Source organism: Kocuria sp. JC486, from assembly GCF_011602805.1.
Lineage (GTDB): Bacteria > Actinomycetota > Actinomycetes > Actinomycetales > Micrococcaceae > Kocuria > Kocuria soli.
In genome coordinates, this window is sequence record NZ_JAAOZS010000020.1 from 13653 (window position 1) to 28711 (window position 15059).

14 protein-coding genes are annotated in these 15059 nt (G+C 67.5%); 11 read left to right on the forward strand and 3 right to left on the reverse strand.

Annotation, left to right across the window (positions count from 1 at the left end):
* Positions 1 to 105 precede the first annotated feature (105 nt).
* The 11 genes from GWK18_RS10215 (at position 106) to GWK18_RS10265 (ending at position 11478) form a co-directional block, all read left to right on the forward strand.
* A complete protein-coding gene (locus tag GWK18_RS10215) occupies positions 106 to 465 on the forward strand; it encodes a metalloregulator ArsR/SmtB family transcription factor (protein WP_047692694.1) in 360 nt (119 codons plus the stop codon).
* Complete coding sequence (locus GWK18_RS10220) at positions 462 to 2378, forward strand: cation-translocating P-type ATPase (RefSeq protein ID WP_094067112.1); 1917 nt, start codon at positions 462 to 464, stop codon at positions 2376 to 2378. Before GWK18_RS10215 ends, GWK18_RS10220 begins: the two co-directional genes overlap by 4 nt.
* A 146-nt stretch (positions 2379 to 2524) precedes the next feature.
* A protein-coding gene (locus GWK18_RS10225; RefSeq protein ID WP_094067111.1) for an IS3 family transposase occupies positions 2525 to 3912 on the forward strand; the annotation gives its coding sequence in 2 pieces (ribosomal slippage) (positions 2525 to 2867 and positions 2867 to 3912; 1389 coding nt in all).
* 58 nt (positions 3913 to 3970) lie between these two features.
* Positions 3971 to 4510 carry a chlorite dismutase family protein gene (locus GWK18_RS10230; RefSeq protein WP_018023089.1) on the forward strand — a complete coding sequence of 180 codons (540 nt, stop codon included), beginning with the start codon at positions 3971 to 3973 and terminating at the stop codon, positions 4508 to 4510.
* Positions 4511 to 5467: 957 nt separating this feature from the next.
* Positions 5468 to 5707 (forward strand): hypothetical protein, encoded by a 240-nt coding sequence (locus GWK18_RS10235; protein WP_143467411.1) that lies wholly within the window; start codon positions 5468 to 5470, stop codon positions 5705 to 5707.
* 97 nt (positions 5708 to 5804) lie between these two features.
* A protein-coding gene (locus tag GWK18_RS10240) for an IS3 family transposase (protein ID WP_094067111.1) occupies positions 5805 to 7192 on the forward strand; the annotation gives its coding sequence in 2 pieces (ribosomal slippage) (positions 5805 to 6147 and positions 6147 to 7192; 1389 coding nt in all).
* 58 nt (positions 7193 to 7250) lie between these two features.
* Positions 7251 to 7811, forward strand: a complete 561-nt coding sequence (locus GWK18_RS10245; RefSeq protein WP_260849468.1) for a cadmium resistance transporter — start codon at positions 7251 to 7253, stop codon at positions 7809 to 7811.
* A complete protein-coding gene (locus GWK18_RS10250) occupies positions 7808 to 8332 on the forward strand; it encodes a signal peptidase II (protein WP_047692497.1) in 525 nt (174 codons plus the stop codon). The genes GWK18_RS10245 and GWK18_RS10250 overlap by 4 nt, the downstream gene beginning before the upstream one ends.
* Before the next feature lie 227 nt (positions 8333 to 8559).
* A complete protein-coding gene (locus GWK18_RS10255) occupies positions 8560 to 9126 on the forward strand; it encodes a recombinase family protein (RefSeq protein ID WP_056131862.1) in 567 nt (188 codons plus the stop codon).
* An 11-nt stretch (positions 9127 to 9137) separates the two neighbouring features.
* Positions 9138 to 10589: a Mu transposase C-terminal domain-containing protein gene (locus GWK18_RS10260; RefSeq protein WP_166835085.1), complete on the forward strand. Its 1452-nt coding sequence runs from the start codon at positions 9138 to 9140 to the stop codon at positions 10587 to 10589.
* Complete coding sequence (locus tag GWK18_RS10265) at positions 10576 to 11478, forward strand: ATP-binding protein (protein WP_166835087.1); 903 nt, start codon at positions 10576 to 10578, stop codon at positions 11476 to 11478. The genes GWK18_RS10260 and GWK18_RS10265 overlap by 14 nt, the downstream gene beginning before the upstream one ends.
* Here the strand turns inward: GWK18_RS10265 and GWK18_RS10270 are convergent.
* The 3 genes from GWK18_RS10270 to GWK18_RS10280 all read right to left on the reverse strand — a co-directional run bounded on the left by GWK18_RS10270 (position 11465) and on the right by GWK18_RS10280 (position 15053).
* On the reverse strand, positions 11465 to 12499 hold the full coding sequence (locus tag GWK18_RS10270; RefSeq protein ID WP_166835089.1) for a Gfo/Idh/MocA family oxidoreductase: 1035 nt from the start codon (positions 12497 to 12499) through the stop codon (positions 11465 to 11467). The genes GWK18_RS10265 and GWK18_RS10270 overlap by 14 nt on opposite strands.
* 60 nt (positions 12500 to 12559) lie before the next feature.
* Positions 12560 to 14017: a sugar porter family MFS transporter gene (locus tag GWK18_RS10275; RefSeq protein ID WP_166835091.1), complete on the reverse strand. Its 1458-nt coding sequence runs from the start codon at positions 14015 to 14017 to the stop codon at positions 12560 to 12562.
* A gap of 160 nt (positions 14018 to 14177) precedes the next feature.
* Positions 14178 to 15053 (reverse strand): sugar phosphate isomerase/epimerase family protein, encoded by an 876-nt coding sequence (locus GWK18_RS10280; protein WP_166835093.1) that lies wholly within the window; start codon positions 15051 to 15053, stop codon positions 14178 to 14180.
* Between the last annotated feature and the right edge of the window lie 6 nt (positions 15054 to 15059).

Sequence of the window (15059 nt, forward strand, 5' to 3'; positions counted from 1 at the left end):
GGAGTCGTCGGTCGCCTGAGCGCAGCTGAAGTTGCGACCTCTCGCGTGTTCCGTGGCGGATAGCCAGACTGACAAAAGGTCAGCGAGCACTGTATAGTTCAGCACATGCTGACTATTGCTTCGCGCCTCGACGTCATGAACCGGCTCGGCCGGGCCATGGCGGACCCGACGCGCTCCCGGATCCTGATGACCCTCCTTGATAGCCCGAGCTACCCGGCTGTGCTGTCGCACGAGCTGGAGCTGACTCGCTCGAACGTGTCGAACCATCTGACGTGCTTGCGAGACTGCGGGATCGTCGTCGCAGAGCCCGAAGGACGGCAGACTCGTTACGAGATCGCCGACCCACATCTCGCTGCGGCCCTCGTCGCTCTGGTGGACGTGACACTCGCCGTGGACGAGCAGGCTCCCTGCGTGGACTCGACGTGCACGGTGCCGGGCTGCTGCGGGACTGGAGCGGGTGCATGAGCGCGGCGTGTGGGTGCGAGCACGAGAGTGCGACGCCGACGGGCGAGGAGGTTGAGGGCGCGGAGCGGCCATGGTGGAAGGACCGCGGTGTCTTGGTTCCGATCTTCTCCGGTGTCGCCTTTCTCAGTGGTCTGATCTCTGAGCGGTCCGGGGCTGAGACCGTGGCTCTGGTCTTGTTCTGGATCGGCCTGCTGCTGGGCGCGTCGACCTTCACACCTGGCGCGGTCCGCAGGCTCTTCAAGGGCAGGATCGGCATCGGGTTGCTGATGACGATCAGTGCGATCGGCGCGGTCATCCTCGGCTACGTCGAGGAAGCGGCCGCACTCGCGTTCCTGTACTCCATCGCCGAGGCGCTAGAAGACAAGGCGATGGATCGCGCCCGCGGTGGTCTGCGGGCGCTGCTGAAGCTCGTGCCGGACACCGCGACCGTGCTGCGCGACGGAGCCTCCGTCGAGGTCGCGGCGAAAGACCTGACCGTCGGCCAGCTCATGGTGATCCGCCCGGGAGAGCGGATCGCGACCGATGGCGTCGTCCGGGCGGGACGCTCCAGCCTGGACACCTCGGCGATCACGGGCGAATCGATCCCGGTCGAGGTCGAGCCCGGTGACGCAGTCTCGGCTGGCGCAATCAACAGCACCGGCGCACTGGAAGTCGAGGCGACCGCGGCGGGCACCGACAACTCGCTCACCACGATCGTGGAGCTGGTCGAGAAGGCGCAGACCGAGAAGGGCGAACGTGCCCGCCTAGCCGACAAGATCGCCCGACCGCTCGTCCCTGGTGTCCTGATTCTTGCTGCGTTGGTCGCAATCATCGGCTCGCTGCTGGGCGATCCAGAGCTGTGGACAACGCGCGCCCTCGTGGTGCTGGTGGCAGCCTCGCCCTGCGCACTAGCGATCTCCGTCCCGCTGACAGTCGTCGCCGGCATCGGCGCGGCGAGCAAGTTCGGAGTGATCATCAAATCTGGAGCGGTCTTCGAGCGTTTCGGCACCGTCCGGCACGTGGCCGTTGACAAGACCGGCACTCTCACCCGCAACGAGCCTGCCGTCACCGCGGTCCTCACCGTCGACGGCCTGACCGAGGCACAGGTGCTCGCATGGGCCGCTGCGCTGGAGCACCACAGCACTCATCCTCTCGCCGCGGCGATCACCGCCGCCGCCCCGGGCGTCACGGCAGCGGCGGATGTGACTGAGCAGGCGGGGCACGGCATCGAAGGCACCGCCGATGGTTCGACGATCACCGTCGGCAGCCCGCGCTGGCTCGACGCCGGTGAGCTCGGCGACCGGGTCGAGGGACTGGAAGAGCAAGGCATGACCGTCGTGATCGTGCACCGAGACGGAGCGCCAGTCGGCGCGATCGGCGTCCGAGATGAACTACGCCCCGAGGTCCCCGAGGTCGTCCGTACCCTCGCAAGCCAGGGGGTCGGAATGACGATGCTCACCGGCGACAACACCCGCACAGCGCAGGCCCTTGCCGCCCAGGCGGGGATCGTCGACGTCCGCGCAGAACTGCGCCCTGAAGACAAGGCCGCCGCGATCGGAGCGTTCTCCGAGGCAGGACCGGTCGCGATGATCGGCGATGGCATCAACGACGCGCCCGCTCTCGCGGCAGCCGACATCGGCATCGCGATGGGCGCGACCGGATCGGACGCCGCGATCGAGTCCGCCGACATCGCGTTCACCGGCCACGACCTGCGTCTCATCCCCAGAGCGTTTGACCACGCCCGTCGGGGTCGCCGCATCATCAACCAGAACATCATCCTGTCTCTGTTGATCATCACCGCGCTGCTCCCACTCGCCCTCTTCGGTGTCCTGGGGCTCGCTGCCGTGGTCCTGGTTCACGAAGTCGCCGAGGTCATCGTGATCCTCAACGGCCTGCGCGCCGCCCGAACCCATACGCCGCAGATCGGCAGCTGATGCTTGCGACCATCGGGTCGGCGATCCCCTACGGGTCAGGATGAGTTGAGGCCGGTGGTTCATAGCAAGTCCGCCAGCGTGGGGCGTGAACCAGGAGTCCAATCATCATGAGTTCGTCTTTGATCGCGGTGCGCGACGATGGTCGTATGCCCAGTCCCGGACCTCGTTCGGGGGGTCCGACCTCGCGGAGGTCGTTCTCCTCGGCGCAGAAGCTTGACCACCTGGCCGCCTACGAGGTGGCCGTCGCCAGCGGCCTGGGCGGTGCGTACCTGCGCGAGCACGGGTTGTACTCCTCGCTGGTCAGCGAGTGGCGCCGGATGCGTGACGCAGGGGTCCTCGCGGGGAAACAACCTGGGGAGAAGATCGGGCGGCTGTCGGCTGAGCAGGCGGAGATCGCCCGGTTGCGCCGTCAGCTCGACAAGGCCGAGCGGAGGTTGGTGACGACCGAGGCGGCGCTGGTGATCATGGGAAAAGCACACGATCTCTTGGACGTGCTTACCAAGAGATCGCGGGACGACTCCGAGCACACCACGCGTTGATGGCTACCTACCGTGAGCTGACCGGTGCGGGGGTCCCGACCCGGGCCGCGGCGATCCTGGTCGGGGTGTCGCGGGCGACCGCGACCCGCCGCCCCCGCACCCCGGTGGTGACCAGGGCCCGGGTGCCGGTGAACAAGCTCACCGACGCGGAACGGGCCGAGGTCCTGGCGGTCGTGAACAGCCCCAGGTTCGTGGACCTGCCCCCGATCCAGATCTACGCCCACCTGCTCGACGAGGGCGTGTATCTGGGGTCGATCTCCACGATCTACCGGGTGTTGACCGCGAACGCGCAGATCAAGGAGCGCCGCCGGTTGGCCCGCCACCCGGCCCGGACCATCCCCGAGCTCGTCGCCACCGCCCCCGGGCAGGTCTACTCGTGGGACATCACCAAGCTCGCCGGGCCCATCAAGGGCACCTACTTCGACGCCTACGTGATGATCGACATCTACTCCCGCTACATCGTCGGCGCGCACGTGCACGCGGCCGAGTCCGCCGTCCTGGCGGCCGAGATGATGAAGGAGATCTTCGGGGTCCACGGCATCCCGCAGGTCGTGCACGCCGACCGGGGCACGTCCATGACGTCCAAGACCGTCGCGGCGCTCCTGGCGGACCTGGAGGTCACCAAGTCACACAGCCGGCCCCGGGTGAGCAACGACAACCCCTACTCCGAAGCGTGGTTCAAGACGTTGAAGTTCGCGCCCGTGTTCCCCGAACGCTTCGGCTCCCTGACTGACGCCCGGTCGTTCATGGCCGACTTCGTCGCCGGCTACAACCATCACCACCACCACACCGGCATCGGACTGAACACCCCCGCTGACGTCCACTACGGCCTCGCCGCGGCGAAGGCTGGCGAGCGGGCTCTCGTCCTGGCCGCCGCCCGCGCCCGCAACCCCGAACGATTCGCCACCAACCGCGATCCGAAGATCCTGGCCATCCCACCGACGGCCTGGATCAACCAACCCGCCGACAACACCGGCATCGAGCTAGCCGCCTAACACCCACCGGCCTCAACTACCTTGACAAATTCCGCAGGGGTGCGGTAACGTCGTTTCCATGCCGCTCAACGTCTTTGCCGGAGGCCGGGTGGGCGCCTGGCAGGTTGAACGCATCGAGCCGGTGACTGGTCCGTCCTTGCCGGTGGTCTCACGGTTGGCCGTGCTCGACGGGTCACGTGCAGGCGACGTCGAGGCGGCCTGGGTGCTGCGCGGGACGACGAGCTACAAGCGCTACACCCGACGCGAGGAGCAGGAGGCACTGGACGCCAAGCAGCCACAGCTCGGCCGGCCCGAAGCAACCCGGGCGGCTCTCATCCCCATCACCAAGTCCGATGCTTGGTGGCAGCTCGCTCAGGACGAACGCCGTGACCTCCTCGAGGAGAGTTCCCACCACATCGCGGTCGGGTTGGAGTACCTGCCGGCAGTCGCGCGCCAGCTCTACCACGGCCATGACCTGGGCGAGCCCTTCGACTTCCTCGCCTGGTTCGAGTACGCCCCCCAAGACGCCCCCGCGTTCGAGGAGCTCGTAGACCGACTCCGCACGACCCCCGAGTGGGGCTACGTAGAACGAGATGTCGACATCCGCCTCGCGCGGTGACCCGCCCTGCTCCCGGCTCTGCCGACAGGACAAGTGTGCTCATGGCGGGTCCACGAGCACACGGGCTATCTCAGTAGACGATGGCTCACCGGGCAAGAACGCACGCCCATCGCGGCATGACCGGGCGAGCGTCCCCGCCCCTACAGCGGCAGATGCGGGCGAGCGTCCCCGCCCTCAACGCGGCAGATGCGGGCGTGACCCCGAACGGTTCGCCACGTGTCGACGACGGCTGAAAACTGGGCCGTAATCGACGGGGCGTTGACGCCTGGCTCAATGTTCACGCCAGAACTGCCAGCCCGACGGCGGTTCTGGGAATTCTGAGCTGGGGCTCCAACCGACTGGAGGTGACCACCGCTCCGGCGGCGTTGGCCAGCTTGGCGGGACGGCGAAGATGAGGCGGGCTCGACGGCGCCGCCACCTCCGCCGGAGCAGCAGTGCCCCGGCAATCGAGAGTGACATGCACGCGACGGCAACCAGCGTCGCGATGAGCCGGAAGCGACCGAGATCGGCACCCTGGCCCGGGCCCGGATCACTCGGTGCCCCACCCAGGACCAACGCGACAAGGCCAACCAGACCAATGATGAGACACAAGACGAAGGAGCTGGCATAAGCGGTGCGTATCCGTCGGGACTCCGCCGGTCTTTCCAGGGCAGAACTCATCGGCGTCCCTCAGCCCGCCCAGACGGGCGAACGGGCCCCCGAGGGGCGTTCTTCAGGCGTTCGCACGCGCCCAAACTAGCCCGTTCACGCTCGGCCCGGAGTGGACAAGAACGGTCCGCGTCGCATGACGTGAGAGGGCGGCGGCCAAGGCAACAGTCAGCGCCCTCACGAGGCCCGGGTCGAGAACATGGAGCACACCGTCAAGGGCGCTCGCAATACATCGGCGGCGGGCCCTTACGGGACACGCTTCGCGTGCCGATGGCAGTGCGTGAGTCGGGGAGTGCGGAGGGGGCACACGTGAGCGCGACGCGACCGGGGAGCCATGCCCGCGACCCCTCCGTTCCCCCGCCGGTCGATCCTGAGCTGACACGGCTGTCGGTGCGGTGGACCCACGGCGCGTTGCGAACGGTGATCGCCGTGTGGTTGATCGCGGGCCTGGTGGGCGCCTCCTACGACGCTCTGAGTCGCTACGGGCATCTGACCTGGATCCTGGTGTGGGGTGGGCGCGGCGGTGCCCTACGGGTCAGGATGAGTTGAGGCCGGTGGTTCATAGCAAGTCCGCCAGCGTGGGGCGTGAACCAGGAGTCCAATCATCATGAGTTCGTCTTTGATCGCGGTGCGCGACGATGGTCGTATGCCCAGTCCCGGACCTCGTTCGGGGGGTCCGACCTCGCGGAGGTCGTTCTCCTCGGCGCAGAAGCTTGACCACCTGGCCGCCTACGAGGTGGCCGTCGCCAGCGGCCTGGGCGGTGCGTACCTGCGCGAGCACGGGTTGTACTCCTCGCTGGTCAGCGAGTGGCGCCGGATGCGTGACGCAGGGGTCCTCGCGGGGAAACAACCTGGGGAGAAGATCGGGCGGCTGTCGGCTGAGCAGGCGGAGATCGCCCGGTTGCGCCGTCAGCTCGACAAGGCCGAGCGGAGGTTGGTGACGACCGAGGCGGCGCTGGTGATCATGGGAAAAGCACACGATCTCTTGGACGTGCTTACCAAGAGATCGCGGGACGACTCCGAGCACACCACGCGTTGATGGCTACCTACCGTGAGCTGACCGGTGCGGGGGTCCCGACCCGGGCCGCGGCGATCCTGGTCGGGGTGTCGCGGGCGACCGCGACCCGCCGCCCCCGCACCCCGGTGGTGACCAGGGCCCGGGTGCCGGTGAACAAGCTCACCGACGCGGAACGGGCCGAGGTCCTGGCGGTCGTGAACAGCCCCAGGTTCGTGGACCTGCCCCCGATCCAGATCTACGCCCACCTGCTCGACGAGGGCGTGTATCTGGGGTCGATCTCCACGATCTACCGGGTGTTGACCGCGAACGCGCAGATCAAGGAGCGCCGCCGGTTGGCCCGCCACCCGGCCCGGACCATCCCCGAGCTCGTCGCCACCGCCCCCGGGCAGGTCTACTCGTGGGACATCACCAAGCTCGCCGGGCCCATCAAGGGCACCTACTTCGACGCCTACGTGATGATCGACATCTACTCCCGCTACATCGTCGGCGCGCACGTGCACGCGGCCGAGTCCGCCGTCCTGGCGGCCGAGATGATGAAGGAGATCTTCGGGGTCCACGGCATCCCGCAGGTCGTGCACGCCGACCGGGGCACGTCCATGACGTCCAAGACCGTCGCGGCGCTCCTGGCGGACCTGGAGGTCACCAAGTCACACAGCCGGCCCCGGGTGAGCAACGACAACCCCTACTCCGAAGCGTGGTTCAAGACGTTGAAGTTCGCGCCCGTGTTCCCCGAACGCTTCGGCTCCCTGACTGACGCCCGGTCGTTCATGGCCGACTTCGTCGCCGGCTACAACCATCACCACCACCACACCGGCATCGGACTGAACACCCCCGCTGACGTCCACTACGGCCTCGCCGCGGCGAAGGCTGGCGAGCGGGCTCTCGTCCTGGCCGCCGCCCGCGCCCGCAACCCCGAACGATTCGCCACCAACCGCGATCCGAAGATCCTGGCCATCCCACCGACGGCCTGGATCAACCAACCCGCCGACAACACCGGCATCGAGCTAGCCGCCTAACACCCACCGGCCTCAACTACCTTGACAAATTCCGATCGGCCTGTTCGCCGCCACCAACATTGACGACATCGTCGTGCTCGTGGTGCTGTTCCTCGCCTCTCGTCGGGGAAAGCCAAGACCATGGCAGATCGTCGCGGGGCAGTACCTCGGGTTCATCACCCTCGTCGTGGTCAGCGTGGTGGCCGCTTTGGGCTTGACGATCATCCCAGACTCCTGGGTCGGGCTCCTTGGGCTGATCCCTCTAACCATCGGCATCTGGACGCTCGCGCGGGGGCTACGCCGCAACCAGGCTGATGACGATGGTGAAGCAAAGATCACTGCAGTCGGGTTGTGGGGCGTCGCCGGGATCACGATCGCCAATGGTGCCGACAACATCTCCCTCTACACGCCGATCTTTCGCACCAGCGCACCCGCTGACGTCGTGGTCATGATTGGAGTGTTCCTCCTCCTCGTGGCCGTCTGGTGCGGCGCGGGACGGCTGATCGGAACGCACGAGGCCGTCACCGATGCGTTGGAACGGGTCGAGCATTGGCTTGTCCCCGCAGTGTTCATCGGACTGGGGCTGTTCATCCTGATCGAGTCCGGCGTCGTCCTCCGGCTCTCGGAGGTCTTCGCATGACGTCGCGCGAGACCGGCCACGAGCCCGAAGCACGAGAAGTTCCCCCGCCGCGGCGCTGGCAACTCACCGTGGGAGCGTTCACGCTCGGCGCGTTGGTAGTCCTCGTCGACCAGGGGACCAAAACTTGGGCCGAAGCCACACTTACCGAGGGCGAACGCGTCCCTTTGATCGGCAACCTGTTGGGTTTGCAACTTGCCTACAATCCCGGCGCGGCCTTCTCCTTCGGCGAAGGCTCCACCCCGGTGTTCGCTCTGGCGGCCGTCGTTGCTACGGTCACCGCGGTCGTCTTCGCCTTGCGTGTCCGGCGACCTAGGTGGGCGATCGTGATCGGTGCGCTCGGTGGAGCCGCCGCCTCGCACACCGGCGACCGGCTCTTCCGCGAGCCAGGGTTTGCCCAAGGTCATGTCGTGGACTTCCTGGCATACGGCACCTGGTTCATCGGCAACGTTGCGGACATCGTGATCGTCGCGGTCGCGATCACCGGAGTGCTCCTCATGCTCCGCGAGCGGCCCGGCGAGTGACGCCGCTTTAGCGAACACAGCGGCAGCATCGGAGAGTTCACTACTTCCCCAGGCGGCGAGATCTCCCTCGAGGTCAAAAGTTACGGCAGCTACCGGGTCCAACTGGTCCCGCGGACGACCGTCCATGAGACACCACGGCAGGCGAGCGTCCAGATCGGCGCGTCGTGTCTCATGGCCCGTGTCCGAGACCTATGTACCGCGAGGGACGTTGGCGGTACATTCGGGTCATGGCTTCGATCGGATACGCGCGCGTCTCGACCCGGGAGCAGAACCCGGACGGGCAGACAGACCTGCTCGCCGCCGCGGGGTGCGAGAAGGTGTTCGTCGAGCACGCCTCGGGAGTGCTGGCCAAGCGACCCGCGCTCGACGACGCTCTGGACTACTTGCGCTCAGGTGACACCCTCGTGGTGACCAAGCTCGACCGGCTCGGGCGGTCGGTGCGCAACCTCAAGGAAGTCGTCGAGAGCCTCCAGCAGCGAGGCATCGGTCTCAAGGCGCTGTCTCAGGGCATCGACACCACGACACCGGGTGGCCGCCTGTTCTTCCACATGCTCGCCGCGATCGCTGAGTTCGAGCATGACCTGATCGTCGAGCGCACCCAGGACGGTCTTGCCGCCGCCCGAGCGAGAGGTCGCAAGGGCGGCGGCCGGTTCAAGATGACGGCGACCAAGGCGCGCCAGGCCCGGGCGATGTACGACGAGAAGTCCTACACGGTCCAGCAGATCGCTGAGACGTTCGGTGTCTCGCGCGGCACGATCTACCGTCACCTCGCCCAAGACGCACGGCCGATGTGAGGTGAGGGGACGTGCCTGCGCGGTGGGAGGTCTCAGACAAGATCGCTCTCCTGCGCCAGCACGACAACGGTGTCCCATGGACGCGGCTGGCAGCCGAGTCGGGTGTCTCGTTGCGCACCCTCTCGCGCTGGGCGCGCGCCTACCGGGCTGACTCCACCTCGCACGGCCTCGCTCGGCGCCAACGCAGCGATCATGGCCGGCGCCGCATCCCGACAGAGCTGATCGAGATAGTCGAAGCGCTCGCCCTGGCAAAGCCGGCTCCGACAGTGGCGTTCGTCCACCGCCGCGTTGCTGGGATCGCACATGACCGCGGCCTGTCTGCCCCCAGCTACTCCAGCGTCCGGAGCCTGGTCACCGGGATCGATCCCGGGCTGCGCGCTCTGGCCGAGCACGGGGACGCGGGGTACCGGGACAGGTTCGAGCTGGTGCTGCGGCGCTCGGCCGAGCGACCCAACGAGCAGTGGCAGGTCGACCACACTCTCCTAGACGTGGCGATCCTCGGCGCCAAGGGAACCCAGGTGCGCCCGTGGCTGACTGTGGTCCTGGACGACTACTCCCGCGCCGTGGCCGGCTACACCCTCTTCCTCGGCGCACCTTCGGCCGAGCAGACGGCGCTCGCCCTGCACCAGGCCGTCAACGCCAAGACGAACCCGGGCTGGCCGGTCTGCGGGCTGCCCGAGGTCCTCTACAGCGACCACGGCTCGGACTTCACCTCCGCTCGCCTCGAGCAGGTCTGCCTGGACACCCACATCCGGCTGATCCACTCCCGAGTCGGGGTCCCCCAGGGTCGAGGGAAGATCGAACGGTTCTACCGGACCGTCACCACCGAGCTCCTGCCGCACCTGCCCGGGTACATCCCGCACGGCACGAACGGTGCCCCGGTCACGACCCCGGCGCTGACGCTCGAAGACCTCGACGTCATCGTCGAGCAGTACGTCGTCGCCGAGTACAACACCCGCCCTCACTCCCAGACCCACCAGGGGCCCAACGACCGGTGGAGCGCGAGCGGCTTCATCCCGCGCAGCCCCGCCCACCCCGAAGATCTCGACCTGCTCCTGCTCACCGCGGCCACCACCCGCAAGGTCCAGCGCGACGGCATCCAGTTCGCCTCGACCCGCTACCTGTCCACAGTCCTGGCCGCCTACGTCGGGGAGCAGGTCACCGTCCGCTTCAACCCGCGCGACGTCGGGGAGATCCGCGTGTACTTCAACGACGAGTTCTTGTGCCGGGCGATCGCCCCCGAGCTATCCGCCGAGTCAATCTCCCTCGACCAGCTCCAAGCCGCCCGCCGCCAACGCCGCCGCGACCTCAAGCACCAGCTCCGCCAACACCGCACCCTCGCCAGCGCCCTCCCCGGCGACACCCGCTACACCCCACCAGCAGGCAGCACCGACGACACAGCACCGCCACCGGCTCCTGAGCCCCGACCACGACATGGACTGCGTCTGTATGCCACCGACTAACAAGCTCTCCGTGCTCGGCAAAGACGACGACGGCCGGCGGTTCCTCACCGGCACCTTCGACGAGGTCAACTCCCCCGCCCCGCACCCTCACCCCGCACCGGCCTTCCACAGCACCCGCGAGCACCGGCGGTTCACCGAGTTCGCCGACACCGTGCGCACCCACCGCTACATCGGACTGTGCTGGGGCCCACCCGGGATAGGCAAGACACTCTCAGCCCGCCACTACGCCGGCGTCGACGACTGGGAACAGTGGCAGTCCGTGGTCGCCGACGCGGTCGGGCCCGTACCGCCGCGCGTCCTAGAAGCACGCACCGCGTTCTACACCCCCACGGTGGCCGCCACCGTCAAGCAGATCGACCAAGGACTGCCCCGAGCCTGCCAGGCGATCTCCTACGCGATCGACTACGCCGAGCTCGGCCTCGTCGACCCCTACCTCTACGACGCCTCACGCTCCTCCGGGCGCACCGAGCTCCTGATCATCGACGAAGCCGACAGGCTCAAGAGCGCGGGCCTCGAGCAAGTCCGCGACTACTACGACCGCCACCACATGGGCGTCATCCTCATTGGCATGCCCGGCATCGAGAAACGCCTCGCCCGCTACCCCCAGCTCTACAGCCGCATCGGCTTCGCCCACGAGTACCGGCCCCTCGGACCCGACGAGCTCACCGCTGTCCTCTCCGCGCGCCTCCCTGCACAGCACAACACCGACCACGACCCGATCGCCCACGCCGCCGCCCTGGCCACCATCGCCCGCATCACCGCCGGCAACTTCCGACTCCTCGATCGCCTGATCACCCAGATCGAACGCGTTCAGACCATCAACGACCTCTACACCCTCTCCCCAGAGCTCGTCGACGCCGCCAGAGAAGCCCTCCTCATCGGCCACTGAGCGCTCTCAGAAGCACGCCACCAACCGATGCGATCCACAGGCCTGGGCCCAGGATCACGGTGCGGAACCCGTTGCGGTGCTCCGATTCCCCGTCGGGTTCACGGACCATGAGCTGGATCTCGGCGGGGCGTTCCTGATCCCAGACCGCTGCCCCGCGTTCGCAGGTGACCTCCAGTCGAAGGCCGTTCGGGTGACCCGCCGAGACCCTGGAGGCCTCGAAGATCCCGTCGGCCTCGCCGAACCGGGCGGTCCAGCCCGCCCAGTCGTCGTTGGTCACCGGCTCCGTCTCATCGGAGACCTCCACGCGACCGTGGCCGACGGTCGAGCCCAACGGCAGGGGCCGTTCCTTGACCACCGTACGGAAGCGCGCCCCCGACACCGCCTGCGTGGGGCCGGCCAGGAACTCGGCGGCGTACAGGAGGTGGCTGCCGACGTCGGCCAGCGCTCCGGAACCGGGCTCGCCGCGGAACCGCCATGTCATGGGGACCGTGGGTGAGCAGGCATAGTCCGCGAGGTAGCGGCCGTAGAGGTGCACCACGGGCCCGAGGGTTCCGTCCTGCACCAGGTCCCGCAGCGCCGCCAGCCCGGGAGCCCGCCGGAAGGTGAAGCCGATCCTGATGACCGAATCGGCGGCGCGTGCCACCTCCGCCATCGCCTGAGCGTCCTCGAGGGTGTCACTCAGGGGCTTCTCACACAGCACGTGCTTCCCGGCCGCTGCCAGCTCCTCCACGATCTGGCGGTGGAGGTGATTGGCGACGACGACGGAGACCACGTCCACGTCCTCGGCGTCCTTCAACGCCCGCCAGTCGGTCTCGACCCGCTCGTAGCCGTACCGGCCGGCGGCCTGTTGCGCCAAGGGTTCGGCGATGTCGGCGATCGCCACGAGCTTGACCGGTACCGGGAAGGGCGATCGGGTGGTGGTCGCCGCCCGCCAGGCTGCGGCGTGGGCCGCGCCCGCCATGCCGGCGCCGATGACCGCGATGCCGATGGGCCGGTCGGGTCCGTAGGTGGTGGTGCTCATGCTCTGTGCTCCCTTACGTCGGTGGCGTCATTTCGCGTAAGTCGCGTTGGAGGCGCCGGCTCAGTGAGTGGATTCCGTCTTCTTGCGCACCTGGAAGATCGCGCCCGTGGTGACGTCCTCCTCGACCTTCTCCAGGGTCCGGCCGCGGGTCTCGGGCAGGAACTTGAACATGACCAGGACGGCGATGGCGTTGACCGCGGCAAAGCCGAAGAACGTTCCCGTCAGGCTGAAGGCGTCCACGATGTTCAAGAAGAAGCGGGACAGCGCGGCATTGGTGATCCACATGCAGAACACCGAGATGCCCATTCCCACGGCCCGCATGTGCAACGGGAAGATCTCGCTGAGCAGCACCCAGGTGGCCACGTTCAGGAAGGTCTGCATGGAACCCACGAACGCCACGATCAGGATCAGCAGGACGTAGGGGCGAATTGCCGCCCCTTCCGGGATGGCCAGGGAGGAGATGCCGATCAACAGGTGGCAGACGGCCGTCAGGGTGTATCCGGTGATCACCGTGGTGCGGCGGTTGATCTTTTCCATCATCCACAGGGCGATGAAGGCACCGACCACGCCGATGATGCCGGGGGCGATGTTGGCGATCAAGGCACCCTGGCGGCCGAATCCGGCTTCACCCAGGACGATCGTCCCGTAGTACATGATCGAGTTGATGCCGGTGAGCTGCTGGAACACGGCCAGGGCGATGCCGATGAACAGGATCCGCAGGAGCCACTTGTTCTTCAGAACGCTCGAGATTCCGGTCTCGTGCGCCTTCTGCTCCTGGTTGACCAGAGCCCGGACCTCCGCCAATTCGGCTTCTGCCCGCTCCTCGGTCCGGATGGTCTTCAGAACGGCCAGGGCGTCGTCGTAGCGGCCCTTGGACATGAGCCAACGGGGCGATTCGGGCATCCGCAGCATGCCGACGAACAACGCGACGGCGGGAATCGCGGCCATGGCCAGCATGATGCGCCACACGCCGTCGACGTGCCCCAGGACGCTGCCCAGGATCGCGTTCATCACGAAGGCTGCCAACTGGCCGACCACGATCATGAGTTCGTTGCGCCCGGACAGGGAGCCGCGGATTTCGTACGGTGCCAGTTCCGCAAGGAACACGGGCACCACGGTCGAGGCACCGCCCACGGCCAGACCGAGCAGGACTCGCCCGACCAGGAGAATCCCGAGACCCGGGGCGATCACGCACAGCATGGCGCCCACGAAGAAGAGGATCGAGAGCAGGATGATGGTCCGGCGCCGTCCCCAGCCATCCGAGAGGCGCCCGATGGTGGCAGCGCCGATCGCTGCGCCGACCAGCAGGGTGCTGGTGACCAGGCCTTCGTTGTCGATCGTCAGCCCGAGTTCCTCGGACATGGGCTCAAGTGCCCCGTTGATCACGCCCGTGTCGTAACCGAAGAGCAGACCGCCCAGCGTGGCGACCAGTGCCACCAGGCCGAGTCGCCTGCTGTGGGGCCCGTCCGTCAGGGGTGGCAACGGTACTTTGCTTGCTTTCTCCGCCGTGCCGCTCATGGTGACTCCTTCGTCAAGGGATGCGGACTCCAGTTCCGCGGGGAGGGTGAATGGGGTGCACGGTGCCCCGACGGGCGTTCGTGCGGGTGGCGGGTCCGACGTCGTCGTCGGTGCGAATCCCGCGAAGTGCAGAAGCAATCCTGGTACACCCGGGAGGGTGTCAGGACCGCGCCTTCTGCACGCGCTGCGTCATCTGCTCGAGCTGGTAGCGCGAGACCTCATGAGCATTCTCGTTCTCCGCGAAGACGCTCGTGACCATCACGGACTCCTCGCGGTCGTAGAAGCCGTTCCGGTGGAGTTCACCGAAGAACGCGTCCCAGTCGACGTCGCCGTCGCCGATCTTGAGGTGCTGGTGGACCCTCGCGGGGGTGCCGGGAGGGTTGGTGATGTAGCGCAGGCCGTTGGACCGGTGGTGGTCCATGGTGTCTGCGACGTGCACCACCCGCAGACGGTCACCCACCGCGTCCAGGATCTCCGGCATGGGGTCCTCCAGGTGGAACGTGTGGGGAGCCACGTACACGAACCCCAGGTTCGGGGAGTTCACGCCGCGGACCACCCGCCACCCCGCCAGTCCCTGTTCCACGAAGTCGTCCGGGTGGGGATCGATCGAGACGTTGATGCCCTCGGACTCGATGATGGGCACCAGGTCCTCCATGGAACGGTAGAAGGCCCGCTCGGACTCCTCGGCCAGTTCGGGGCGACCCGAGAACTCGGTGTTCATCTGCTGAACGCCCAGGTCGACGGTGATCTGGATGGCCCGCTTCCAGTACCGGACGGCGGCCTCACGCGCGTCCGGGTCCGGTGAGGACCAGCGCAGGACGGGCAGCACGGAGGCCACCCCCACGCCCGCGGACTCGCATTCCTTCCGGAACCGTGCCACCAGGTCGTCGTCGGCCTTGGGGTGGTTGAAGAACGGAATGAAGTCGGCATGCGGGGTCAACTGCAGCCATTCGAAGCCGAGCTCCGCGGCCAGGCGCGGGAACTCGAGCAGGGAATGGGTGTGGTGGAACGGGGTAGGATCCAAGGCGATCTTCACGGCGGG

Excerpts from the sequence above, each read along its gene's own strand:
- GWK18_RS10215 (WP_047692694.1), top strand. The coding sequence starts at position 106 with ATGCTGACTATTGCTTCGCGCCTCGACGTCATGAACCGGCTCGGCCGG.
- GWK18_RS10220 (WP_094067112.1), top strand. The coding sequence starts at position 462 with ATGAGCGCGGCGTGTGGGTGCGAGCACGAGAGTGCGACGCCGACGGGC.
- GWK18_RS10230 (WP_018023089.1), top strand. The coding sequence starts at position 3,971 with ATGCCGCTCAACGTCTTTGCCGGAGGCCGGGTGGGCGCCTGGCAGGTT.
- GWK18_RS10250 (WP_047692497.1), top strand. The coding sequence starts at position 7,808 with ATGACGTCGCGCGAGACCGGCCACGAGCCCGAAGCACGAGAAGTTCCC.
- GWK18_RS10255 (WP_056131862.1), top strand. The coding sequence starts at position 8,560 with ATGGCTTCGATCGGATACGCGCGCGTCTCGACCCGGGAGCAGAACCCG.
- GWK18_RS10265 (WP_166835087.1), top strand. The coding sequence starts at position 10,576 with ATGCCACCGACTAACAAGCTCTCCGTGCTCGGCAAAGACGACGACGGC.
- GWK18_RS10270 (WP_166835089.1), bottom strand. The coding sequence starts at position 12,499 with ATGAGCACCACCACCTACGGACCCGACCGGCCCATCGGCATCGCGGTC.
- GWK18_RS10275 (WP_166835091.1), bottom strand. The coding sequence starts at position 14,017 with ATGAGCGGCACGGCGGAGAAAGCAAGCAAAGTACCGTTGCCACCCCTG.